The sequence below is a fragment of the Kordia sp. genome (assembly GCF_045105435.1).
In the GTDB taxonomy this organism is placed as follows: Bacteria; Bacteroidota; Bacteroidia; order Flavobacteriales; family Flavobacteriaceae; genus Kordia.
The window spans coordinates 1-26,337 of record NZ_JBGCDL010000126.1 but is presented as its reverse complement, the minus strand read 5'-3'; the positions used below and the strand labels follow the sequence as shown (position 1 = coordinate 26,337).

The window sequence follows — 26,337 nt, the reverse complement described above, 5'->3', positions numbered from 1 at the left end:
TTAGTTTTCTGGTAATTGTTCTTGAATTTGATACGTACTAAAGTTTAAGAAATTCCCTGGATGCGCTAGTACATTCTGAAGAATGAAAGGTGTATCAGGCGTAGTTCCTGTGTATTGTGTATTACCATCCATATTTATATCAAAAGCACTGTAACCAGTAACGACATAGGTTGGAAAATTCAGGAAATTTCCAGAAGCATTTAGTACTTCCGACAAGAGACTTGGCGCATCAGGTGTAGTTCCAGAATACTGTACTATGATGTCTCCATTTACATTTCCTGCCCACATTGCAACGACTCCACTTGGCACTCCAAAGGTAGTTTGTGCATTCGTTCCAAAAGTGATTTGATTGTTTGCATCTGTAAAGTCTACTGTTGTAGTTGTACCACTTAAACTAAGTGCGTTATTTGTCATAATACCTAAATGATTTCTGTGTTTGAGCACTACGTAATAATTTCCTGCAGCTTGATTAAAGAGTAAAGAAGAGATTCCATCTCTTCCAACAACATCTCCATCACGTTGTAGTAATGCTGATTGTGAATCTATAATAGTTGTATTGGCTGTTGCGTCTCTTAATTCTACCCAAATCCAATCTACAATGGCATCATTTCCTGAAACTGTAAATACAGCAGGATCGCAAGTTGCTCCATCTGTATATGGAGACGTAGTTGGCAAGTTATTTCCTGTTCTTAAGTTGTCATTCATGTTTCCTCCACTAGCGCTTAACATTGCGCCTTGTAAATATACACTTGGCGATATCGTAATTCCTGCAATATATTCGTAAGCTCCCATATCTACTGTTGTATTGGAAATTCTTTGATTTCTTAATACATCTAAAGTCCCAGTTACATAGGTATTATCTCCTGCATCTATTGCTGGCGATCCTACTGCCAAAGTATAATCTGCATTAACAGCATCAACAAACATTGGATCAGTACTTATACCATTCGTTACATTTGCAGCATTTAATTGAGAGAATCCGTCTTCATCTATAGAATTAAAAACATCTGTTGTTGGCGCAGTTGTTATTCCTCCCGAAATAAGTTTCGATGTATTTCCACCTATAGTCGTATTGTTATAAAATATTGAATTATAAATATCAGCTGAAGTCGAAGATGGTGTTCCACCGTTACTAATTGTTCTTTCCAAAACAATGGTAGCTCTATTAAAGTTATTGTACCCTGTGGTAGTCCCTAAATCTTGATTATTGACAAACGTGGAGTTACGAACATTTAAAATGACTGCGTCAAAAACATCAGATTTTAACCAAATACTACTTCCAGCTTGTCCATCACCTTCCACATTCGTAGCTATATTTTTCTCGAATAAAGAATTTAAAACATTTACCGTTGTTGTCGTTTGAGAAAGGCAATAAAAAGCACCTCCACGACTATAGTTGTTTCTAAATATGGAACGAGAAATAGTTATTGAGCCAACTTGCCCGCCTCCTACTCTCGTATCTACGACTCTATTTATACCACTGTTATTTTCTATGATACAATCTGTTAATGTAAATGCTCTAGTTACCGCTCCTTTCGTAATGGCAGCTCCTCGGTTATAAACTCCTGTTCCATTTGCATTACCACCTGTAATTGTAAGTCTTTCTAATTGAATTCCAACATTAGGAGAGTTTACAATTGAGTTTGTAACTAGAACACGATAACTATTATCTGCTCTTAACGCATTAGAAGGATCTAAGTTGGCATCATCATTTCCATTTAAATCTCCAGATAGTATGGTTTCATTTGTACCATACACTCTATCATTTACGGAAGTTTCTGTTCCTGCAAAACCACCTATTACATTTATTCTTGAATTTACGGTAAACGCTATAGTTCTGTCTCCATTAGCCGTTGTAGGTTTGTAAGTACCACCAACTATCCAGACAGATTCGTTTATTCTTGAATCATCTAAAGCTGTTTGCAAATCTGTAAATGCATTACTCCAACTTGTTCCTGTATTTAAACCTGTTGCAGCTGGATTTACATAGACAGTTCCTGTAGGTCTATTCGTTTTAAAACTTACTGCTTCAGACCAAGCCGTTGTTACCGAACAAATTTCCCTGATATATACTTCATAATCTAAATTAGATTCTAATCCAGTTATAATATGACTACTCGTAACGTTATTAACAATTGTTGCGCTAGAAAACGATTCACCCTGAACATGATACGCTACATCATACGTACCAGTATCATTTATATTTACTGTGGCACCATCATTCGTAATAGAAGCTACCGAAAGTATGGAAGCGTCTGGTTTTTGACAATAATTACCAAAATCTATAATGCTTTCTATTTGCGCTTGTGTTAAAGCTTGAGAATAAATTAATAAGTTATCTATTTCGCCTCCAAACTTATTAGCTGCTGGCATATTTCCTGCTCTATTATTTCCTAGCACAACATTTCCATCAATACTATTATACGATGTTGTTACGCTTGTTGAGTTATTGTTTACTCTTGGATTTACAACGTCTTCAACACCATCAACTTTAATACTTATAACTCCATATGTGTCATTATATGTAAAATCATAATAATAATCTATATGTACATTTATATTATGCCATTCTCCATCTGATATTGTTGTAGTATGATCATTAGCAAATTCTAAAAGAGTAGAACCAAATCTTAAAGTAGCTCGCACTCCTATTACTCCATTTCTTAAATACACAAAATAGCCATCATAATCTGAGTCTGTATCATCTACTCTGTCTGAATCTTCAATAATAGTTCTTCTATTAGCATCATCAATAGTTGTTTTTATCCAAAAATTATATTCAACGACGTCGTTATTAGGGAAATCTACATTTATTCTGCTAGCATCTCCAAATACTAAGCGTGCTGACGCACCTGGAGTTCCAAATCTATCTGGTGAATATAACATTAAGCCATTAACAGTCATATTGACACCATTGGCTTGGTCTGTTAAGTCACCATTAAATTCATAAGCGCCTACCAAGTTTGTTATAGGGTATTGCGCAAATGCAATACTCGTTATTAGAAGAAAAACTGAGAGGAATTTTGTTTTCATTATAATATAATTTATAGTTTATGAAAACAAAAGTATGTAGCTAGTTACCTCTTTATTATTTTATCTTCTGAAAGTTAGTTTTGAATTGCTAAACGTTTTTTAGTGTTTTAAAAAATGACCTTTTTTAGATTTATCAAAAGGTTATTACTACTTTTTCTTTCAAAACAAACTATCCTATGTTTTGAACAATGGCTAAGAATTCTTCTTTTTTGTCTTTGGAGATGGAAACTGTTTCGTTGTTATCCATTACAATGTAACCACCATCTTTTTTGATGTATTCTTTAATATATTTGAGATTTATTAAGTAAGAACGATGCGGTTTGTAAAAGGTGTTTATTTTTTCTAAAAGCGACACAAAATGCTTTAATGGTTTGCTAACTAGGATTTCCGAATCGTTGACAGTAGTTATCTTTGTATACATTCCATCTGCTTCTAATAAGATGATGTCATTGAAGTCTACAAATTTGAAACCATCTGAAAAAGGCAAGCCGATTTTATTGAAATTAGACGAAGCCAAACTTTTTTTGAGTTCTTCTAGTTTGATATTTATTTGTGATTTTCCAATGTGTTTTAGTGTTTTTTCAACAGCTTCTCGTATTTGTGTAGCACGCACAGGTTTTAACAAGTAATCAATAGCTGAAAGCTGAAAGGCTTTTACGGCATATTCGCTATACGCCGTTGTAAATATGATCTCAAAATTGAAGCTGTCTTTTTCTATAAAGTCTAAGATTTCTAAACCCGAATGTTGTGGCATTTCAATGTCTAAGAATACAATTTGCGGTTGTTCTTTTTTGATTAACTCAATTCCAGAAAGTAATTCTTCTGCTTCAAAGATTTCTGTGATTCTTGGACAGTTTTCAGAAATTAAGACATTCAGCAAGTTTCTTGCTTTTCGTTCGTCGTCAATGATGATTACTTTCATATTTTTTTATCGTGTATTGTGTACTTATGATTACGTTTTTCCATCGGAATCGTAATGATAACTTTGGTTCCGGCAGATGCATTTATTTTGTTATCATATAAATCTTCAATGGAAATACCAATATGTTTTTCTCGTCCATAATTGAGTAAAACTAATCGATCTTCGATAACTTTTGCACTAAAAGGCTTTTGTGTTTTATTTTTTCGTTGATTTAATTCTAAGGCTTTTGCGCGTCCAACTCCATTATCAGTAACTTCACAAATTATTGTATTTTTTGTATCAGATTTCTTTAACACAATAGTTAATACTCGATTTTCTTTTCTGTGCAAAAGTCCATGCTTTAAAGCATTTTCAACATATGGCTGAATCAACATTGTTGGAATCATAAGTGTTTTAGTATTGATACTTTCGTCAATATCTACCGAGTATACTAGCTTATCTTCAAAACGCAATTCTTCCAACTCCAAATACATTTTTAAACAATTGATTTCATCACGCAAAGAAATTTCCCCTTTGTTACTATGGTTTAAATAGGTTCGAATTAAGTCGGCAAATTTACCTAAGTAATCACTTGCAAGGTTTTTTTTACTGAGAATGATAAACTCCTGAATCGAATTCAATGCATTGAATATAAAATGCGGATTCATCTGCGAGCGTAAGTTTTCTAGTTTTAAAAATACTAATTCTCGTTCTTGTGCTAATTTTTCGAGTTCTATATTTTTCTGCTTGTCTCGCTTTTTTAGAATTATTTTATAATACAGAATGATCAATAATAAGCTAACTAAAACTGCACTTATGATGAACCATGATTTTTGCCAAAACGGACTTTTGATTGCTATTTTGATAGCTGCAATAGCTGAATTTTTGTTTGATGAGATCGAAGTTCCTTTTACCTGAAACGTATAATTCCCAACAGGCAAACTATTGTATTTTACAAAATTAGCTCCTTCACTTACAGGAATCCAACTATCATTAAAGCCTAACAGTCGACTTTGATATTTCATATTCTGTTTTGACTTAAACCCATTAGAGTTAAAACTAATTTTTATTGCATTTTGAGAATGCGGAAGACTGATTTTCTCTTGAATTAAAGTGTCTTTTTCATTTACCTGAATTCCGGTAAAATATATTTCAGGCTTCTTGCTATTTTTAAACACTTTGGCACGATCGATACTAAAAATACCTTTAACAGATGAGAATATGATGTTATCTTTTAAAGGTACTATCCCATTTATGAGGTATGTATTGATACCATCTCTTTTAGTAAGTGTTTGAAATGTTTGTGTTTCAGTATTTAGAAATTGGATTCCTTTGTCGGTTACAATCCAAAGTGAGTTTCCATCTCCTTGTATTTTTTGAGTTAGATTTGAAATCAGTCCATTTTCTGTATTGTAATGAACAACAACTCTGTCGTTTTTGATACCAAATAATCCGTCTTTGAAAGTAGAAACCCAAATGAATCCATTGTCAGTTTTCGCAATTCCGACTGCATGAATTGGTTTTTCTTTAAAACGAATATTTTTTGATTGTAATTTTTCATCAAAACGAATAAGGTTATCTACGTATGATACGTATGAGTTTTTAGTTTCGGCATCATAAAATCCCATATAAGCTCTAATTCTACCTAAGTTTTTACGAGGGAAAAAGATGCTTTCTTCTCCATTCACCAATTCTGCTCCACGATAATTTGTGTAAAAAATAGAATCGCCTTGCATTAAAGATAAACTCCTTGCGTTTATAAAACGATCATTTTCAACAGTTTTCTTCGTTCTCAAATTTAGAATTCTCGCTTGCGCACTTTGACTGATGTATATTAAACTTGTTTTAGGGTTGTATACTAAGGAAGATACTTTTCCTTTTCCTTTGAGTTTTACAGGTTCAATTGTATGCTGATTGACATCATAAATCCCTGCTTTTCCAGTCATAGTACCAAAAAAGAATTGATGGTCATTTATTTTCTCAATACTACTAATTTGAGAAATATCTGACGGAAGGTTATAGTCATTTATATTGGTATTAGGAATTACAAAGACACCGTTTCCTATTGTTGTTGCCCAATAATTTTCATTTTTATCAATAATAAGTTTAGAGACAAACTCGTCTTTAAAATACCTGTTTTTATATGTAAATTTTCCATCATCATATGCAAATACCCAAATTCCTGAAGAAGTAGAAAAGAAAACTTCTCCTTTGTAATATTTAATCTGAATTAATTGATTGGAGAGCAGTTCTTTTGGTAAATTTACTTCTTGATAAGCTCCTGTATTGATATCAAATTCAAAAAAAAGAGACTCAAATTCAGCGTTTTTATATTTCAAATAGGTTTTTCCTTCTATGCTTATTCCTATTGATCTTCCTTGACTCACATTAACGAGATCGTTATATATAGCTTCAGAAGCTATCTGTTTTGTTATTTTCAAATTTTTATCTAATGCTACAATTCTATCTCCAGCTGTTATATAAATTTGATCTCCCTTCACAAATGGACTACCAAGGTAAGCATCTGTTAAACTAATTCGATCTTCTATTTGCTTGGTGTCTAATGCTATTTTGTAAATTGTTTTATCGGAGAACACTAACAAGTGTGTCTCAGTAACAATAAAATCACCGAGCTGCCATTGCGTTTCTTTCCCAAGATCAATAAACGTGACAAGTTCTTCATTTTCTACGTAGAAAAATTGTCCAGAGATATTGCAACACCAAACTCGCCCCTTACTATCTTCTTTTGGATCGAATATTGAAAGTCCTCGTTTTTCTTTGTTTGTGAAAATTTTAAATTTATTTCCATCATATCTGTAGAAACCTTTGTCCGCAGCCAACCATATAAAACCTTTTGCATCTTCTATAATACTATAGAATTCAATATCTGGTAGGTCATTTTTTTCAGAAAACTGTATGTATACAGGATGCTGTGCATGTAAAGTGCAAGCTGCAAAAAGTAGTAATATGTAGTATATTTTTTTTATCAATTCATTAATTTATTTATGACTCTTCAAAAGTATTATTTTAAAAGCTTTGCTTCTGTATTTTATATTTAAAACCCCAATATTAACTTCTAAAAGGCTAGTAACATATGATTATAAGCAATTTTCACCTTTTTAGATTGCTGAATAATTAACCGCATTCCTTTTTGAAAGCGGTATATTGACAGTTACTTTTGTACCTATTGATTCTTCACCTTGAAACAAATCTTCTATTTCAACTCCTATTAAATTTGTTTTTCCATGGTTTAATAAATCTAACCGTTCTTTAGTAGCTTTTGTTCCAAATGACTGGTATGTTTCATTTTTCAGTGTTTTTATTTCTAATGCTTTTTCTCTTCCGATTCCATTATCCTCTATAATACATGTTATACTGTTCTGATCAGGAGTCTTTAATATTGATATTGTTAATTTTCGATTATTTTTTTTATGTAACAATCCGTGTTTTAAAGCATTTTCTATGTATGGTTGTATTAACATTGTTGGAACAAAAACACTACTAACATCTATATCGTCAGCAACATGAACAGCATATATTAGTTTTTCTTCAAATCTTAATTCTTCTAACTCCAAATACATTTCTAAACACCTGAGTTCTTCTTCCAGAGGAATTAACCCTTTGTTACTATGGTTTAGATAGGTTCTAATTAAATCGGCAAACTTCCCTAGATAATCACTTGCTAAGTTTTTCTTGTTTAGAACGATATATTCTTGTATCGAATTAAGTGCATTAAATATAAAGTGCGGATTCATCTGTGCTTTTAATGCTTTTAACTCAGAATTTCTATGCTTCTTTTCTACTTCAAGTCGCTTTTTTGTTTCTTGAAGCTTTACTAATACAAGTTCTGTCTTTTTTCTCGTTTTTGTTCTGCTGAAGTAAAATATGGATAGTAGTATTATGAGAGCTGCCAGTAATAAAGCTCCAATAAACCGATTTCGATTTTTTTGGTTTTCTAAATTTGCAATTATTGCAGCTTGTTCTGCTACACTTTTTTCTCTTTCAATTTTTTCTGTTTTATAAAAGGTTTCTAAATTTGCTATTTCTTTTTGCTTCTCAATACTTAGCAATGAGTCTTTAATTTTTGCTCGTTTATTAGCAAATTCTAATGACTTTTTGTAATCCTTTGTATTTTCATAAAGCGCAGAAAGCATATCGTAGTTATGCCACAACGAGTTTATATTATTGCCTTTTTCTAATAATGCATTTGATTTTAATAGAAAATACTCTGCTTCGTCAAATTTTCTCAGTTTTGATAAATTGTTTCCGATATTGTTGTAACTTTTTTGAATTCCATGTGTGTTTTTTATGATTGTATATTGTTCAAGCGCTTTTCTGAAGTAATCATCTGCCAATTGATGCGCACTCTTTTTTTCATATATCGCACCTATATTGGTATATAAATTTGCCCTACTTCCTGGTCTTTTCTTTAGTTCCAATGCTTCTTTAGCATATTTTAAAGCTTCTTCTAATGAGTTTTGTTTTGTTTTAACTCCAACAAGGTTTATACAAACAGCTCCTAGTAATCCTTTTTGGGTTTTAGCTAGTGAGTCATTATAAATTTCCTCAAGATGTTTTGCTGCGTTTTCCCAGTCTTTCATAGTGGTATAAACTCCAGCTAAATTTACTTTAGTCACTAACAACTTATACTTTGCTTTAGTTCCTTGACTCTCATAAAAAATAAGTGCATCATTAAAAATATTAATTGATTCTAAAAAATTCCCTTTTGACTTTAACACACTTCCTTTTGATGTTTTAGCATATATAACTCCTGATGAATCTTTGATTTGTAGAAACATTTTTATTGCTTTGTCATAGGCTACAATTGCAGAATCTAGCTGTCCTTTTCCCCGATAATAAAGTCCAAGCTCTACTGTTGCTACAGCTTTTTGTTTTATGCTCCTTTTTTTACCTCTTATCTTTAAATTTAGCGCTCTATTTATGATATAGTAATGCAACTCAACATTCCTTTTTCTATAATAACTCATCAGTTTATCAGATTTAGCTAATATTAGGGAATCGTTTTCTAGTTTAGAAAATACATTTTCTAAACTATCAATTTGCTTTTGCTGAGAAAATCCAAATTGAGCAAAGCATATTACAATTATATATAGTGGCAGCTTGTAGTTCATGTAATTTTTATTAAAACGTATAAAGATGGTTATTTTATTTATAATATGCGCTTTTAAACTTCCAGATTCATCATATGAGTTTCTAATATAATTTAAAATAAAAAACGATCTCAAATTTGATATTTAAGATCGCTTTTTTGTTTGGTTGTCTATTTTATTTTTAGCAGATTCCTACTGGCTGACAAGAGATACTTGGTGGACATCCATTTGTTGGACAGTTTCCTGTTGGAGGACAGCCATTTGTTGGACAACCAAGTGTTCCGCAATTTGCTGACGCACAATTGGTATCAATATCTGCCAAGCATGAACGTGTTCTTCCTCCTTGTAGTTCATCAGATTTTAAACTAGAAATTACATTTTTGTTCAGATGAAGTCCGTTGTGTTTGAAATTCTTTTTTTTCATGATATTTTAATTTTGTGGTTAATACCTAAAAATACATGATTTTGTAGCGTTTTCACTTTATAAAACCACACTAAGTTTATACTAAAACCTTATTTAACATTTACGGAAGCACCTTTTTTAGTTTATAAAAAAAACGATCAGCAGAAAATTCTACGGATCGTTTTGTATCGTTTTTACTAATTTTTCTTAGCAGATTCCATTTACCGGACAAGATTCTGAAATGAAAGGACAACCGTCTGTAAGCGGCGGGCAGCCATTTGTAGGGCAACCGTTTGTTGGCGGACATGTATTTGTATAATTACATCCTACTGTATTTGCGCAAGCTGTATCTACAAAAATGAAACAGGAATTTGTTGCGCCTCCCATTGCGTTTTGTGATTCTAAACTAGAAATACTGTGCTTGTTTAATTTGAGTCCGTTGTGTTTTAGATTCTTTTTTTTCATGATCATTTAATTTTGTGGTTAACATTTTAAATTTACATGATTGTATTGTTTTTTTTATCTTTAAAAACCGCACTAAGTGTACACTAAAACCCTACTTAACACTTTTTTTACAGCTAAAATTCCGTTATAATTAAATCTTGGAAACCACTTGTAGTATATTTTTGAATATTACCATATTGATCCTTACTAACAATATAAGCATCCACATCTTTAAGCTCACTTAAGAGCTTTTTTGTTTTTCCATACGGCATTACCATAAACGCAGTAGCATACGCATCCGCTTTCATACAATTATCGGCAACGACAGACACACTTAATACATTGTTTTTCATCGGATACCCCGTTTTTGCATTTAAGATGTGTACATAATGGTCGCCCGTTTCTGGATCAACTCTGTATTTTCTGTAGTTTCCGGAGGTTGCCATTGCTTTGTTTTCTAAAGTAATGTATTCAATGTATTGGCGTTCTTCTGATTCTTGCACAGGACTATCAATACCAATGGTCCATTTTTTTACTTTTTTAGTATTTTTTCCTTTGGTTAAGATTTCGCCACCGACTTCAATAATATAGTTTTTGACTCCTTTTTTATCAAACATTTCACCTATAAGATCTATTGCATATCCTTTTCCTAGTGAGTTAAAGTCAAATGTTAATGATGGATGCTCTTTATAGACTTTACCTTCATTTGAAATTTTAACTTTATCAAAACCAGTAAACGCCATAATGCTGTCTACTTGTTCTTTTGTTAGATTGTTGATTGGTTTCTCAGGACCAAATCCCCATGCATTGACCAAAGCGCCGACACTTGGGTCAAAAAAACCATCTGTTTTTTCATATACATCTCTTGAAAAGTCATATACAATACGGAAATATTTATCTACAACTACCTCTTTTTCTCCTCTGTTGATTCTTGAGATATCGGAGTTTGGAATATATGCAGACATTGATTTGTTGACTAGATGAAATACATTTTCGATGTCTTCTTTATAATTCTCTTTGGCATCATGTATTTCATATTGAACTGTGTAGGTAGTTCCTAATGCAAAGCCTGTATTTGCTTGCATTATGACGTCTTTGGGTTTTTCAACACAAGATGTGAGTAAAAAAGCTATACATGCGTATAGGGGAAACGTAGTTGCTTTCATTTGTTATGTTATTTGTATTAAACCATCATAATCGAGTACGTACGGTTGATTTTTTATAATTTCTTCGAGTGGGTTTTCGGCATTACCGAGTCCGACTCCTGCGAAGTAGAGTTCTGCTTCAAATTTTTCTACATGTTGCTTGAACGTTTCCATCCATATAGCATCATATTCTTTTGGATCTTCTGGATATTTTACAGCTTTGACAAGTACAAATTTCTTTTTATTGTTTTCGTCAATACACACAAATTGCGGATGCCTGTTGAGTTTACTGTTTACTGCTAAGAATTCATATCCTTTTTCTTCCAATTCTTTTCCAACGATATTCATCGCCAAATTATGCAACTCTTGTTTTGTTAATTTTTCCATAATCAGAAATAATCACCTAACTCAATCGCGAAAGTATTGGTTTATTGATGATGCGTATTGTTTTTCTACTTTTTGTATTAAATCTCGACTAAGTGTCCCTTTTCATCTATAAAGTGAACGCGCGACAAAGATACTTTAATTTCTGCTGATATTTTATTGAGACGATAACTTACGTAAATAAAAAAGGGTCACCTATTTGCGATCCTTTTTAAAATGTGTTTTATAGTGATTTCATCCTTTATCGAGTTCGTATCCGAAATTAGTTCCTTTTTGAGATCTTAGAACTCCTTTGGTCATCCAAATAGGTGCTGGCACATCTTTTAGGTAATGATCAAAAAATTGCATCATTCTGATAGAAAGATCTTGCTTGTTTTTCATTTTACGCAAGTTATGCGCTTCGTTATTATATACTAATAACCATGAAGGTTTGCGCAAACGACGCATTCCCATGTATAATTCAATTCCTTGATAGTAAGGAACTGCTCCATCATTATCATTATGCATGATGAGTAATGGTGTTTCTACATTAGGAAGACTGAATAGCGGTGAACTTTCTACATATAAATCAAAACCTTCCCATAAGTTTTTACCTATACGACTTTGTGTTTTTTCATATTGAAACATTCTGCTTAATCCACTTCCCCAACGAATTCCTCCATAAGCAGATGTCATATTACTTACTGGTGCACCTGCCATTGCGGCTTTGAATTTGTTTGTTTTTGTGACTAAGTACGCTACTTGATATCCGCCCCAACTTTGTCCTTGTAATGCCATACGACTGCTATCTACATAACCTTTCTTTTCTATTGCTTCAACGCCCGAAATGACACAGTTGTAAGCATCTTTCCCTGGTTGTCCTTCTTTGTATACAATGTCTGGCGTAAAAACGATATAGTCATTGCTCACTAAATACGCTTTGTTTACCGTAGATGCGCTTGGTTGTGGCGAATAATGATTGTGAAGTCCGTCAGCACTTCGCTCATAGAAATAGACAATCATTGGATATTTTTTGGAAGGATCAAAATTTTCGGGTTTGTGTATAATTCCTTCTAGTTTTGTACCATCATAGGCTTTCCACGAAACCAGTTCAGAAGTTCCCCATTTGAAATCTTTTTCTTGCGGATTTGCATCAGTAATTTGTGTGTGCGTTTTAAAGTTATCGGTGGTTACTTGTAAATCTTCAAATGTTTTAAAGTTTTGTTTTGTAAAAGTGACCACATCACTTTCTAAGGCTTTTTTTAATGCTAATACCAAATAGGAATCGTCTTTAATTTTCTGTGTAAGCTTTCCAGAGTCATCTAATAAGTAAATACCTGTTGCTTTTGTTTTTTCATTAAATCCACTTAATAATAACTTTCCGTCTATGTACGTAGCTAACAATCTTTTTTCACCTAGACTCTTTGTTCTAAATGAAATTTTATTTCTTCGTCCTTTTCTAGTAATATTTTTTGGCTTCCTTTTTCCATCTAAGGGTACTTTCCAAATATCATATTTATCATATAATAGAAGGTTTCCGTTTTTATCAAAACCTCCATTACCATGAGCATATTTTAACATAGGATGATCGTCATCTTCATCTTCAAAAGAAACGTTTATATTTTTTGTTAAGTTATTTTTTTGAAGTGTTTCAAGGTTTACGGAAAACCAATCTTTTACATCTATATCGAAATACATAGCATATTCGCCATTTTTCGCCATAAAAACACTTGATCCTGCTCCTTTTAGTAATAATCGTTTCTTACCTGTTTCAGAATTAATTACATAATAATCATTTCTAATAGGTCTATTCCATGCATTTTCAATTTCATATGGCTTGTCACTAATTCCTAGCACGTATTTTGTTGCATAATCACTTGCTAAATATATATAATATAGTGTTTCATCTTGCAACTGTACATAGCGCTCTTTTTCAATATCGAAGTAACGCAGTCGTGTATCTTCTTCATAAAAGTCAGCGTTCGCTTTTTGTCTAGGTTGTGTTACTTTATCATTCCATCCCCAAACATCTACTTGCGGAATTTCCTCATCTAGTAGTGTGGTATCTTTTTTGAATTCACTTTTTATTTTAGAATAAAAGTAGAGTCGCTTCCCATTTTCAGAGAAGAAAGGCGCCTTTTTTTCACTAAGTGTTTGATTTGCACCAAAGTGTTTGATTTCATTTTCAACTAATACTTGAAGCTTCTTATTTTTATAGAGATATAGTTTTAAAGGAATAGAATCTGTCTTTGCAGAATCTCTTTCTGCTACAAAACTTAACTGATTTCCTAGTTTATTTACACTTAGTTTTTTATAATCGTATAAAAGCGTGTCTATTATTTCCGTTGAATTTGTTGCTGTATTATATACAAATACTCCTTTTGCTTTTTTCTTACGTTTCTTATTATTGGTTGTATAGTAAAAAGCGTTTCCTTCTTCTGGAACTACAAAATCTTTGATATTAAATACAGTGTCTTGATGTTTTGTTTTTAAATTATATACAATTCCATAGTTATTTTTCCACGCTGGTAAGCTATCTCCTTTTATAGAATCTTTTTTATTTTTTATTTTTTCAATGACTAAATACTCACTATTCTTTTTAGGCAATGTATATGATTTTATACGTATTACAGAATCATGGATTTTGTTGTTTTGTACATCGTGTATATAGAGTACTTCTTTTTCTTGATCTTCTTTTTTAGTTTCTTCTTTCTTTTCAGATCTTGTAGTAGTGTACTCGACTTTCTTTTTGAAGATTACAAATTTCTCATCATAAGTAATAGAACTTCCTATTCCATTAAAATAAGTTACTTTCTCTTCTGTTTCTGTATTGTATATTTGAATATAGCCATCACCACGACCTGTTCGTGTAGTGATTGTTGAAACTATTATTTTTCCATTATTTGAAACCTTAGTATCACTAATAGATTTCCACAAATCATAATCGTTATGCGTAATGGCTTTTTTTTGAGCAACCGTGATTCCAAAAATAAAAAGGAATATTGGTAAAAGTAATCTTTGAGTCATTGTGTATTGTAAATATTATTCTCTAAAGATAAACAGATTATTCTTTATTTTATAAAATATATTTTATCTGAATATTTAAACTTGTATCATAAAAAAAGATCGTCAATATTGACGATCTTTTTTGTGTATTTTGAAATGAAGTTGGTTTTATCCACCAAAGTCATCAAATCGAATGTGTTCATCTGGAATACCGAAGTCTTCTCCCATTTTTTGAACAGCTTGGTTCATTAATGGTGGTCCACAGAAGTATAATTCTATATCTTCTGGTGATTCGTGGTGATTTAAATAGTTATCGATTACACAGTTGTGAACGAATCCTACAAATCCATCACCTTCAGCATCAATATCTTTTTTCACTTTCCAGTTATCTTCTTCTAACGGTTCAGATAATGCTAGATAGAACTTAAAGTTCGGGAATTCTCTTTCTAATTCATAGAAATGCTCTAGGTAGAATAATTCACGCTTAGAACGTCCTCCGTACCAATATGTAACTTTACGTCCAGTTCTTAAGGTTTTGAATAAGTGATATAAATGCGAACGCATTGGTGCCATTCCTGCTCCTCCACCAACATATAACATTTCTGATTCTGACTCGTTGATAAAGAATTCACCATAAGGTCCTGAAATTGTTACTTTATCTCCTGGTTTTTGTGCAAATATGTATGATGATGCTACACCTGGATTTACATTCATCCAAGCATTTTTAGCTCTATCCCATGGTGGTGTAGCAATACGAACGTTTAGCATAATTTCACGTCCTTCCGCAGGGAAAGAAGCCATAGAGTATGCACGTTCTACTATTTCATTGTTTTTCATCACTAAAGGCCATAATCCGAATTTATCCCATTCTTTTTGGAATTTATCTGGAGTTTCATGTTCTTCAGGATGCGCAGTGATATCCATATCCTCGAATTTTATTTCACATTGAGGAATTTCAATTTGAATATATCCACCAGCTTTGTAGCCCATATCTTCTGGAATTTCAACAACAAATTCCTTAATGAATGATGCTACATTGTAGTTACGCACAACCACTGCTTCCCACTTTTTAATTCCGAATACTTCTTCTGGAATTGTGATGTTCATGTCCTGCTTTACTTTTACTTGACACGCTAAACGTGCTCCGTGCTTTAATTCTTTTCGTGTAAAGTGCGGAACTTCTGTTGGCAATGCTTCTCCTCCACCTTCTAATACGTGGCATTCGCATTGAATACATGTTCCACCACCACCACAAGCAGATGGCAAGAATATTTTTTCGCCTCCTAAGGTAGATAAAAGTGTACTTCCTGAAGCTACTTCGATTTCACGTTCTCCATTGATTGTAATTTTTACGGGACCAGATGGCGATAGTTTTTGCTTTACATATAACAATAGCGAAACCAATACTAATGTAATTAGTAAAAAGGCTGCAACTGTTGCTAGTATTGTTCCTGTTGTACTTGGTGCTAATAGTATCATATTACTCAATTACTTTTGTATTGTTAGCGATTTTTTTTGTTGTACTATTGTCTTGTACAGTTTCTATTTGAGCTGATGCTTTTTTGTCTTTCGGCTCTTCATCTCCTCCAGTTAACATTCCACCAAAACTCATAAATCCAATTGCCATTAATCCTGTAATGATGAATGTAATTCCTAAACCTCTTAATGGTGCAGGTACAGCTGAATATCTGATTTTTTCACGAATGGCAGCAATTGCTAAAATTGCTAAGAACCATCCAATTCCAGATCCAACTCCATAAGTTGTAGCCAATCCTAAAGTTTCAATTTCTCTTGACTGCATGAATAACGAACCTCCTAAGATTGCACAGTTTACTGCAATAAGTGGTAAAAAGATACCTAGTGAGTTGTATAATGATGGAGAAAATTTCTCTACAATAATTTCTACCAATTGTACCATGGTTGCAATGGTTGCAATGAACATGATGAATGATAAGAAACTTAAATCATACTCTGCATATCCATCTCCTAACCAAGATAAAGCGCCAGGTTGTAATATGTATTGATCTAATAACCAGTTTAAAGGTACCGTAATGGCAAGTACGAAAATAACTGCGGCTCCAAGTCCAACAGCTGTCGTCACTTTTTTAGATACAGCTAAGTATGAACACATTCCTAAGAACGTAGCAAATACCATGTTGTCTATAAATATTGATTTGAATAATAATTCTATATGTTCCATATATTTTAGTATTGAGTTTTGAGTAATTAGTATTGAGAACTCTCAATTCTCATATCTAATAGCTCACTACTATTTTTTAGTCTTCTATTAAAGCTTTATTTTTTGAACGTTGTATCCAAATAATGATTCCTACTACGATTAATGCCATTGGTGATAATAGCATGAAACCGTTGTTTTCATATCCTAAAGCATATAATCCTGATAATTCACCAGGGATTGGATTTCCTAATACAGGATATCCTAATAAAGTTCCTGAACCTAATAATTCTCTAAAGAATCCTACAATAATTAAGATCACTGCATATCCTAATGAGTTTCCTATTCCGTCTAAAAACGATCTCCATGGTCCATTTCCTAAAGCAAATGCTTCAAAACGTCCCATAATGATACAGTTTGTAATAATTAATCCGACAAATACAGAAAGCGTTTTACTTAATTCATACGCAAAAGCTTTTAGCACTAAATCAACTATAATTACTAGTGTTGCCACTACAATTAACTGTACAATAATTCTAATTTTTGATGGAATAATGTTACGCATTAATGAAATTACTACGTTTCCTATTCCTAATACAAATAATACGGATATAGACATTACAATAGAAGCTTCTAGTTCTGCTGTAATTGCCAAAGCTGAACAAATACCTAATACCTGAATTGTAATTGGGTTATTGTCTGCTAATGGGTCTAATATAAGTTTACTATCTTTTCCCATGACTTATTTGTTTTTTAAGTTTTTGAAATATGGTAAGTACAATCTTAAATCTTTTTTGATCATTGCAGTAACTCCGTCTCCGGTAATTGTTGCTCCTGCAATGGCATCGATTTCGTTGTCCATTTTATCATTATTCTTTGGATCTGCATTTCCTTTAGCAACAGTAATTCCTTTAAAATCACCATTTTTATCAAGTAAATTTTCTCCAATAAAATCATCCATGAAGAAACGTTGCTTAATGTTTGCTCCTAAACCTGGCGTTTCTCCTTTGTGATCAAAGTAAGCTCCTTGTACCACCATGTTTTCATCTAAAGCTACATAACCCCAAATTGCATCCCAAAGTCCTTTTCCTCTAATTGGAGCGATGTAAAATGTTTTTCCATCTTTTTCTCCAACAAATAAAGGAAGCCTTCTTGTTTTCCCATTTTTAGCTCTAGCTTGCTCCTTCTTTACATCTATTAAATAAGGTTCCTTACCATTTTCAGTAATATATTCTTCTCTGTTTACTTGAGAAGTAACTTTACCGTTTTCAACCACTAAAACTATTTGTTCTTTGATATACTTTGAAAACTCTACAGAAACTTTAGGTAACTTAACTTCTTTCCCTTTTTCATCTTTAACTACATTACCTTCGGCATCTTTAGATGTAATTTTTTCTTTAGATACAAATTTTGCGCTTGTACCTTCGTTCTCATTAATCCCCATAGCATACAAAATATTTTGCTGCTTTTCTAGACGCTGGTTTTCAGTAATCATAGGTTTTAATGCAGATGCTAAAAACGCTAACAATGCACCAACTACCAATACCATTCCGACAGCGAATATGATGGTATATGAATTTTTATCTGTTCTCTTTTCCATCGTTAAGTTGTTTTTACTTTTAGACGTTTCATTCTTTTCTTTACATTTCCTTGAACCACATAGTGATCAATTGTTGGCGCAAATACGTTCATTAATAGAATCGCTAAGAATACACCTTCTGGGTATGCTGGGTTAAACACACGAATCATAATTGATATAAAACCAATTAAGAATCCGTAAATCCACTTTCCTTTATTTGTTTGCGCGGCAGTTACTGGATCGGTTGCCATGTATACAGCACCAAATAGTACACTTCCTATGATTAAGTGTTGCCAGAAAGGGATGTTCATTAATCCGTAAAATTTACTTGACTCTCCAATCATTCCTGCATCTACAACTCCGTTGAAAATTAATCCCATTGCTAAAGCACCAATTACTGTACTTAACATGATTCTCCAACTTCCTATTTTCGTAAAGATTAAGAATAATGCACCAAAGATGATTAAGAACTTAGACGTTTCTCCAACAGATCCTGGAATTAATCCCCAAAACATATCAGATACAGAGTATAAATCTGCGGCTCTTTCGCCATACGTGGTTACAATTTCAGAACCTCCGTTGGTTCCAGCAATTGTTAATTCTTGTCCTGCTTTTGCATAATATCCCAAGATGGTTTCTCCTGAAATAGCATCTACATTTTCTCCTGCTGCAATTAAACCATCTCTTTCCACAGCTTCACTAATCCATACTTTATCTCCTGTCATCCAAGTTGGATATGCAAAGAATAAAAAGGCTCTAATGGTTAATGCTGGGTTTAAGATATTCATTCCTGTTCCTCCAAAAACTTCTTTTCCGATAACAACACCGAAAATTACTGCTACAGATAACATCCATAATGGAATATCAACTGGAACAATTAATGGAACTAACATTCCTGTTACTAAGTATCCTTCTTCTACTTCGTGTCCTTTGATGACTGCGAATAAAAATTCTACTGCCAATCCAACACCATAAGAAACTACTACCAAAGGCAATATTTTCCAGGCACCGTGAATTAAGTTTTGGAATGTCCAAAATGTACTTCCTAAAAATCCACTAGACGCTTCAATTTCTTTTAATGCTAAGAAATGTTGATATCCTGCATTAAACATTCCGAAGATTAAACATGGAACCAATGCCATAATCACAGTATTCATGGTACGCTTTAAATCGTCTGCCGCTTTAATATGCGTTCCATTATGTGTAGTTTCGTTAGGCAAGTATAAAAATGTGTGCAATGCATTGAATGCAGGCGCCATTTTCGTTCCTTTATACTTTTCTTTTATATTGTGTAATTTACTTTTTAAGCTCATAGCACTATCCTATTTCTTTAAGCATTAAATCTAAACCTTCTCTAATAATCTTTTGATGCGGTTGCTTTGAAACACATACAAACTCTGTCAATGCAAAATCTTCAGGAGCTACTTCGTACATTCCTAAAGCTTCCATTTCGTCTAAATCTGAATACATACATGCTTTTAATGTTTGCATTGGATAAATATCTAATGGAAATACCTCTTCAAACGTTCCTGTTGTTACGAATGCTCGGTGCTCACCATTTGTATTTGTGTTTAGATCGTATTTTTTATTAGGCTTTAACCATGAGAAAGTTAATGCTCTTGACACACTTACTTTATTAAAGATTGGCTTATTCCATCCGAAAAACTCATAATCGTCACCTTCAGGAATTGCCGTAATTTGGTTATCGTAATATCCTAACGAACCATTTTCACTTTCTTGTTTTCCTGTAAGCGCGTTACCACTAATAACTCTTGTATTGTCTAAGTTGATATTGTCAGCTACAAGATCTTTAATACTTGCACCAGCAATAGCTGTTACGTATTGCGGTTTTGTTATTTGCGAACCTGTAATTGCGATTGTTCTCGTGGCATTGAATGCACCTGTAAGTAACAATTCACCAATGATTACTAAATCTTTTGCAGAAACAGTCCAAACAAATTCACCTTTATTTACAGGGTCAATTTTGTTAATGTGTGTTCCAACATTTCCTGCTGGATGTGGTCCTGAAACAGTATGAGAAGTTGTTCCTGCTACATTTGCCAATGGAGAATTTCCACCTTTTCTTGTAACTACATGAACGCTTCCTTCTGTAAGTTTCGTTAATGCTGTCAATGCAGCAGTTAACTCAGCTTCTTTTCCTGCCAACACATATTCTAAATCTGCCGCTGACGGCGAACTGTCGTGACCAGAAACAAAAATCGCTTTTGGCGACTTCGTCGGATCAGCAATTACGTCATACGGACGTTGTTTGATGAATGGCCAACAACCTGCAGTAAGCAAATGTTTTTTAACCTCATCACCAGACATTTTTGCTGCATCCTTTTTCCCATAGTCATGATGTGCTTGCGTTGCATCTGCTAAAATTCTTATTTCAAGAATTTTACGCTTTGCGCCACGAACAATCTCTGAAATTTCTCCACTTACAGGAGAAGGAAAAAGTAATGTTTCGTCTAATTTAGAATGGAATAGTGCCTGACCGGCTTTTACTTTATGACCAACTTTCACTAACATTTTAGGAATGATACTGTGAAAATCTTCGGGCTTTACAGTATAAGAACTACTAGCTTTTGCAGCAACAGTAGTTTTTTCTGCCTCGCCAACAAGCTTAATGTCTAAGCCTTTTTTTATGCGAATGTCTTTTGACATAGTTATGATATTTTTATCTAAAAATCCTGCAAATTTAATCATTTATACACTCATCTAAAAGCCAATTTAGAACTATAAAATCTATTTATACTCATTCTAAATTAGATGTTTTACACGATCTCAACCAACCGCAAAGGCGCACGCTGCGTTTAGGCATGCATTTTGCTTATCTTTGTAAAAAAATCGAAACGAATGACAACTCGCACTTTCTATATTTCTGCACTTTTAGCTTTTGTTAGCTTTTACACTTTCGCACAAAAGAAACCACTAGAAGAAGTTGAACCTCCTTATTTTATTAAAAGTATTGAACTTGCAGGCACTAATGATGGCGATCAGTTTCCAGTATTGCGATTGGGCGAACCGCTGAATGTTACTTTTGATGATATTAATGGCGATGAAGCTGATTATTATTATAAAATAGTGCATTGTAATTACGATTGGACTCCTTCTAATCTCGCGAAAGCGCAATATATGCGAGGCATGGACAATCAGCGAATTATTAATTATGAAAATTCGTTTAACACCTTGCAATTGTACTCAAACTACCGATTGTCAATTCCGAATCAATTTACCACATTATTACTCACAGGAAATTACATGCTTTCTATTTATAATGATGAAGATGAGTTGATGTTTTCTAGAAAGTTTATTGTGTATCAAAATTCTGTTGGAGTTGCCGCAGCTGTGCACAGAACGCGTGATTTAAGTACTATTCAGCAAGATCAATTGATTCAATTTGAGATCAATTCTGCAAATATGCGACTCCGAAATCCTGAACGCGAACTCAAAGTAGCCATTTTACAAAATTATCAGTGGAAAACAGCTATTACCAATATTAAACCGCAATATACTTTAGGAACACGATTTATGTATCGTTACAATACCGAAACTAGCTTTCCTGGCGGAAATGAATTTTATAATTTTGACAATAAAGAGATTCGCGGTGGAAACATAAGCATTGCAAGTATTGAGTTGCGCGATGTGTATCATAATTATTTACACACTAATGCCACACGTGCTTCCGAACCGTACACTTTTAACCCTGACATTAATGGTGATTTTTTAGTGAATACAATTCAAGGAACTGACCCTTCTATTGAAGCAGATTATGCTGTAATGCACTTTTCGCTAGCCAATTATATGGATTTACTAGGCAGTAAAGTATATGTGCAAGGACGATTTAATAATTATGCTATTAATGAAGAAAACCAACTGTTTTACAATGAAGACACCGATTTGTACGAAGCGCAACTTTTAATGAAACAAGGTTTTTATAATTATAGATATGTGGTTGTAAATGAAAAAGGCGAAGTAGATCCTGTAAAGATTAGCGGTTCTAATTTTGAAACCGAAAATGACTATTTGATTATTGTTTATTTTAGAAAATTTGGCGAAATATACGATCGTATTATCGGAATTGGGTCTACAAATTCGAGCGTGATAAAAAATTGATAAAGCCCGTTTTTCTTTAAAAATCGTTAAAATTTTAACGACTTTTAAGATCATACCTATAAAATTCGTATTTTTGATTGTACTGTGACTGTAGCTTGTTTCAAAAACAAATGCTTATATCACATTAAAAACAACAAATGATTCAACAGGTAACTAGAGGCATAAAAATTTCCGTAGAGACTAATTTTGAAGGTACTTTCTTCAAGAATTATAAGATGCATTTTGCTTTTGGCTATCAAATCACAATTGAAAACCAAAGCAAAGATTCGGTTCAGTTAACATCAAGACATTGGCAAATTTTTGACGCTTTAAATAGTGTTGAAATTGTAGATGGCGAAGGTGTTATCGGCAAAAAACCTGTATTGAAACCTGGAGAATCACACACGTATCAATCAGGATGTTTGCTCGCTTCACCTATTGGAGCTATGCGCGGACATTTTAACATGGTGAACTTCACTACGACTAAAAAATTCAGAGTCTTTATTCCTACTTTTAAATTGAGCGCTCCTTTTGCGTTGAACTAAACGATAGGTATTAGGTGTTAGGTATTAGGTGTTAGGTTTTGGGCATTAGACAATTCCGAAAAGTACTTTTAAACACAACTCACATCTCTCAAACTCTTGATAAAAATCTTCTGGGGGATTTTTGACTTTGAGCAAGAATATTGTAGCTTTAAAAATAACTGAATTCTAAAAATAAAACATTTACAGTTACAGTAGAAATATCAGAAATTCCTTTTACACATACGTTAGGTACAAACTAAAAATGGAGCAATATAAATTACGAGGGAAAGTAAAAACATATAAAGAAATACGTGATGATATTCTTATCTGCGAGAAACTATTCAATAAAAATGGAACACTAATTGAAGAAAAGCATTTTTTTGATGATGGTTCGTGGTCAATTGCAAAAAGCAATTATATTAATAATGAGTGCCATACTAATAAGATAGTTTATGACAATGAGAATGCTATTAAACGTTCGTCTAAAATAATAACAGACCGTTTATATAGAGTATTATATGAAAAAATTCAAAACACTAATGGTGAAATAACGTTTAAATTTGAATGCAAAAAAAATGATTTAGGCCTGATAATAAAAACGGTAACATCAGATTTACCGTATTACTATAAGTATGAGTATGATTCACTAAATCGTTTGATAAAAAAGATTAAATACAACAAAAATGATATAATAATAGAAACTCGAACAAGAGAATTTACACAACGTAATTTAACTGCTCAAAAAAAATACAATAAGGACGGTATTTTAACAGACCTAAGATTATATAAATATGAACAAAAGAAATTAGTAGAGAAATTGTGTTTTAAAAGAAATGATAAATACATTTATAATGCTTCTCCACTAAGTACAAATAAACAAAAAGAAGCCTTAGAAAGGTTTCATAATAATTTAAAAGGAATAAATGAATTAAAAATTGACATAAAAGGTAATGTGTTAGATTTTCCACTGCAAATTCACTTCCTTGATTCATTGACTACATATGAATATGACGAAAATTCCAATTTGATTTCTAAGGTTGAAATGGATTACAGACCAGACTTTAATGAAGAATTTTTAACTGCAAGATGGCATATTATCTATGAATACAATAAAAATAAACAACTAAAAAAGAAATGTACAACTCATATTAAAACTGATTGGGATGATTATTGGGAAGAAGAATATAACGAAGACAGACAAATTGATGTAAAGATACTAGATAAAAGAGGAAATATAATTTATCTAAAGGAATCAACTCCGAATCAAGAAACATATTATGAGTATGAATATTTTGATGGTTATAAAAGTCAGCACCTAAAAATGCTTAAAAACAATGGGAATGAAAATAATATACCAAAAGATAGCATTAATAATGAAAGTAGATCTTGGTGGAAAAGATTATGGTCATAAATTCGCAACTACTTTTTCACAAGACTGTTAACTGTAATGTAAAAAAAACGAAGAAGATGATTATACAGAAATATGGACACCTTTAAACGGGCGAATATTTATAGAAATAATTAAAAATTACCAACGAATATTTCATACTAAAATTCATTTACTAAAATACTAAACCCAAAGTTTCTAAAGTCGAACTTTTTGATTATAGATTTGAAAGCTATCATTTTGTTTGTTAAAGAATACCTTAACTTACTTGTAACATTTTAAAATCAAAGAGTAACAGCGAGTCTAATTTATTCATAATCCAACACATTTTCCGCTTGAATTAAATAAATCAATGCATCAATTTTTTTATACATTTTATTGAAAAAGATACGTTGTTCTTTTTTTCCTGCGGTCGAGAGTAATTTCGAATTCCGCATTTGACGTTGTAAGTGCTGATCAACTTGTGCAAGTGTTTCCGTTTCGCTGGTTTTGTAATACGACAGAATGGTATACGGAACGAACAAGGTTTTTATGATTGGCGTTTTTACCAATACCGTATTATTCATTAGCAACAATTCATTGTAAAAGAGTTTAAATTGTGTATCAGTTCCTACTTTTAATTCAATTGCTTCTACTAATTTCTTTAAATCATCACACAATTGCAATGCCATTTTTTCCGTGAGCAACATCGATTTGTAGTAGAAATGAATTTGTTTCATCGTACTATTTATCGTTGTAATATCCCAAATTTCAGTCACTTTCAAATTTGCATATAATTCGCCCAAGCGTGAAGCGGCAGCTACTAGAGAAACTGATGGCGCAAATTTTTCAAAAGGTAGTACGTTGTGGTCATCGCTTAACAATTCCAACCAAACATACATTTTAAAGCGCGATAACACATTGTCTGATGCTGTGTAGAATATAGGTAAATCTTTAGCTGAATAGATAATTTCCGAATCTTCCATTGCTAAAATCAACTTCAAATTTTCGTGCGAAGCTTTAAAGTAGAGTTCCAAATCTTCTTGTGTCGAAATGATTTGCGTTTTCTCGACAGCCACTATATTTTGCAATCCTATTTCATACAACTGATCAATAGACATGTTAAAATGACGCGATAATTTGATCGCTTCTTCTAATGACAATTTACTTTTTGAACTTGTGCGTCTGTGTGCAGCGTCGTAACTAATGTCTAAAACCTCAGCTACCGTATCAATCAACGAAGTATTTTCGGGTAATACTGCTTTAATTTTTGACAGGAAGAACTCTTGCATGTTATTTGTGATTTTCACAAAAATAAATATTCTAAATTGCTATTCCTACGATTCATCTTGCAATTATAACAATAATTTTGACACACATTAAAACAACTATTTACCATGAAAAAGACACACTTCCGTTTACTATTGATTGTTTTCGCAATTAGCATTACAAGTTGTGCTTCATTTTCGAGCAGAATCACGCAAGATCAAATTATACATTTAACCGAAGAAAATATTCAAAATATTGAAGGAACATATGAAATTGAATCTTATGACTCTTATTTTAAAGCTGGCAAAGAGATAGTTGAGTATAAAAAAACAATACAAGACACTACAATACACAATTTTACAAGTACACAGGATATCGACTCAACACTCCTAAAAAAATTGGTTGTAGATATTAAATTACTATCTAACACAAAAATTAAGTTTACGTATCGCCATCAAAACACAACTATAGAAGAGACTGTTTTAGGCATGAAACTTCGAAAAAATGGCATGATTCATTTAAAAAATAAAAAATCACATATTACGGGAATCCCGCTACTTTTCGGTAATTTGGAAATAGACAAATCAAGAATTGGAATTAGCAAAAACAACGATCTTGTCATTCACAATATAAATCATAGCACAGGTGGCGCACTGATTATTTTTTCATCTTTCGACAATCACAATACAACATATTATTTTAAACGAATATAGAAATATTTGAATACCACACATTCTCAAAATAGAATCGAGATGTAAGCATACTTCATGCGTTATTCATGCGTAGTTTCTATCGGATTGAATACAATATCACTTTCTTCATCTTTTAGCAAGTCGTGATAATACATCGATAGCGTATCTGCCGTTTTTTCAATTTGCGTTATACTGATTGTTTTCACCACAAACCGATCCATCATAAC

The 26,337-nt window shown here is 32.6% G+C and carries 20 protein-coding genes; 4 read left to right on the top strand and 16 right to left on the bottom strand.

What is annotated here, in order from left to right; translation table 11 throughout:
- The 15 genes from AB8B65_RS06480 to AB8B65_RS06410 all read right to left on the bottom strand — a co-directional run bounded on the left by AB8B65_RS06480 (nt 1) and on the right by AB8B65_RS06410 (nt 20,828).
- A complete protein-coding gene (locus AB8B65_RS06480; protein ID WP_405300051.1) occupies nt 1-3,033 on the bottom strand; it encodes a choice-of-anchor Q domain-containing protein in 3,033 nt (1,010 codons plus the stop codon).
- Between the two features lie 169 nt (nt 3,034-3,202).
- Nucleotides 3,203-3,955, bottom strand: a complete 753-nt coding sequence (locus tag AB8B65_RS06475) for a LytR/AlgR family response regulator transcription factor (RefSeq protein ID WP_405300050.1) — start codon at nt 3,953-3,955, stop codon at nt 3,203-3,205.
- Entirely contained in the window at nt 3,952-6,924 is a 2,973-nt protein-coding gene (locus AB8B65_RS06470) for a histidine kinase (RefSeq protein ID WP_405300049.1), read from the bottom strand. Before AB8B65_RS06470 ends, AB8B65_RS06475 begins: the two co-directional genes overlap by 4 nt.
- Before the next feature lie 129 nt (nt 6,925-7,053).
- Nucleotides 7,054-9,066, bottom strand: a complete 2,013-nt coding sequence (locus AB8B65_RS06465; RefSeq protein WP_405300048.1) for a histidine kinase — start codon at nt 9,064-9,066, stop codon at nt 7,054-7,056.
- Nucleotides 9,067-9,226: 160 nt separating this feature from the next.
- Nucleotides 9,227-9,469: a hypothetical protein gene (locus tag AB8B65_RS06460; RefSeq protein WP_405300047.1), complete on the bottom strand. Its 243-nt coding sequence runs from the start codon at nt 9,467-9,469 to the stop codon at nt 9,227-9,229.
- 186 nt (nt 9,470-9,655) lie between these two features.
- Entirely contained in the window at nt 9,656-9,913 is a 258-nt protein-coding gene (locus tag AB8B65_RS06455; protein WP_405300046.1) for a hypothetical protein, read from the bottom strand.
- Between the two features lie 113 nt (nt 9,914-10,026).
- The gene (locus AB8B65_RS06450; protein ID WP_405300045.1) at nt 10,027-11,058 is read right to left on the bottom strand and encodes an FAD:protein FMN transferase; all 1,032 of its coding nucleotides are present in this window, start codon (nt 11,056-11,058) and stop codon (nt 10,027-10,029) included.
- A 3-nt stretch (nt 11,059-11,061) separates the two neighbouring features.
- Complete coding sequence (locus tag AB8B65_RS06445; protein ID WP_405300044.1) at nt 11,062-11,424, bottom strand: Na(+)-translocating NADH-quinone reductase subunit F; 363 nt, start codon at nt 11,422-11,424, stop codon at nt 11,062-11,064.
- Nucleotides 11,425-11,655: 231 nt separating this feature from the next.
- Entirely contained in the window at nt 11,656-14,427 is a 2,772-nt protein-coding gene (locus AB8B65_RS06440) for an alpha/beta hydrolase family protein (RefSeq protein ID WP_405300043.1), read from the bottom strand.
- Between the two features lie 147 nt (nt 14,428-14,574).
- Complete coding sequence (gene nqrF, locus AB8B65_RS06435) at nt 14,575-15,882, bottom strand: NADH:ubiquinone reductase (Na(+)-transporting) subunit F (protein ID WP_405300063.1); 1,308 nt, start codon at nt 15,880-15,882, stop codon at nt 14,575-14,577.
- A gap of 4 nt (nt 15,883-15,886) precedes the next feature.
- Complete coding sequence (nqrE, locus tag AB8B65_RS06430; RefSeq protein WP_405300042.1) at nt 15,887-16,606, bottom strand: NADH:ubiquinone reductase (Na(+)-transporting) subunit E; 720 nt, start codon at nt 16,604-16,606, stop codon at nt 15,887-15,889.
- A gap of 76 nt (nt 16,607-16,682) precedes the next feature.
- Nucleotides 16,683-17,321, bottom strand: a complete 639-nt coding sequence (locus tag AB8B65_RS06425) for an NADH:ubiquinone reductase (Na(+)-transporting) subunit D (RefSeq protein ID WP_405300041.1) — start codon at nt 17,319-17,321, stop codon at nt 16,683-16,685.
- Nucleotides 17,322-17,324: 3 nt separating this feature from the next.
- Nucleotides 17,325-18,182, bottom strand: coding sequence for an NADH:ubiquinone reductase (Na(+)-transporting) subunit C (gene nqrC, locus AB8B65_RS06420; protein ID WP_405300040.1), 858 nt, complete (start codon nt 18,180-18,182; stop codon nt 17,325-17,327).
- 2 nt (nt 18,183-18,184) lie between these two features.
- Nucleotides 18,185-19,474: an NADH:ubiquinone reductase (Na(+)-transporting) subunit B gene (locus AB8B65_RS06415; protein WP_405300039.1), complete on the bottom strand. Its 1,290-nt coding sequence runs from the start codon at nt 19,472-19,474 to the stop codon at nt 18,185-18,187.
- 4 nt (nt 19,475-19,478) lie between these two features.
- The gene (locus AB8B65_RS06410; protein WP_405300038.1) at nt 19,479-20,828 is read right to left on the bottom strand and encodes a Na(+)-translocating NADH-quinone reductase subunit A; all 1,350 of its coding nucleotides are present in this window, start codon (nt 20,826-20,828) and stop codon (nt 19,479-19,481) included.
- Nucleotides 20,829-21,020: 192 nt separating this feature from the next.
- On the opposite strand from AB8B65_RS06410, the gene AB8B65_RS06405 reads away from it, so the two are divergent.
- The 3 genes from AB8B65_RS06405 (at nt 21,021) to AB8B65_RS06395 (ending at nt 24,194) form a co-directional block, all read left to right on the top strand.
- Nucleotides 21,021-22,280: a DUF5103 domain-containing protein gene (locus AB8B65_RS06405; RefSeq protein WP_405300037.1), complete on the top strand. Its 1,260-nt coding sequence runs from the start codon at nt 21,021-21,023 to the stop codon at nt 22,278-22,280.
- 137 nt (nt 22,281-22,417) lie between these two features.
- Nucleotides 22,418-22,804, top strand: a complete 387-nt coding sequence (gene apaG, locus AB8B65_RS06400) for a Co2+/Mg2+ efflux protein ApaG (protein WP_405300036.1) — start codon at nt 22,418-22,420, stop codon at nt 22,802-22,804.
- A gap of 241 nt (nt 22,805-23,045) precedes the next feature.
- Nucleotides 23,046-24,194, top strand: a complete 1,149-nt coding sequence (locus tag AB8B65_RS06395; RefSeq protein WP_405300035.1) for a hypothetical protein — start codon at nt 23,046-23,048, stop codon at nt 24,192-24,194.
- A 284-nt stretch (nt 24,195-24,478) separates the two neighbouring features.
- Here the strand turns inward: AB8B65_RS06395 and AB8B65_RS06390 are convergent, their stop codons facing one another.
- Entirely contained in the window at nt 24,479-25,441 is a 963-nt protein-coding gene (locus AB8B65_RS06390; RefSeq protein WP_405300034.1) for a hypothetical protein, read from the bottom strand.
- 105 nt (nt 25,442-25,546) lie between these two features.
- Here AB8B65_RS06390 and AB8B65_RS06385 point away from each other — a divergent pair, with 105 nt between their 5' ends.
- Nucleotides 25,547-26,131: a hypothetical protein gene (locus AB8B65_RS06385; RefSeq protein ID WP_405300033.1), complete on the top strand. Its 585-nt coding sequence runs from the start codon at nt 25,547-25,549 to the stop codon at nt 26,129-26,131.
- Nucleotides 26,132-26,337 lie beyond the last annotated feature (206 nt).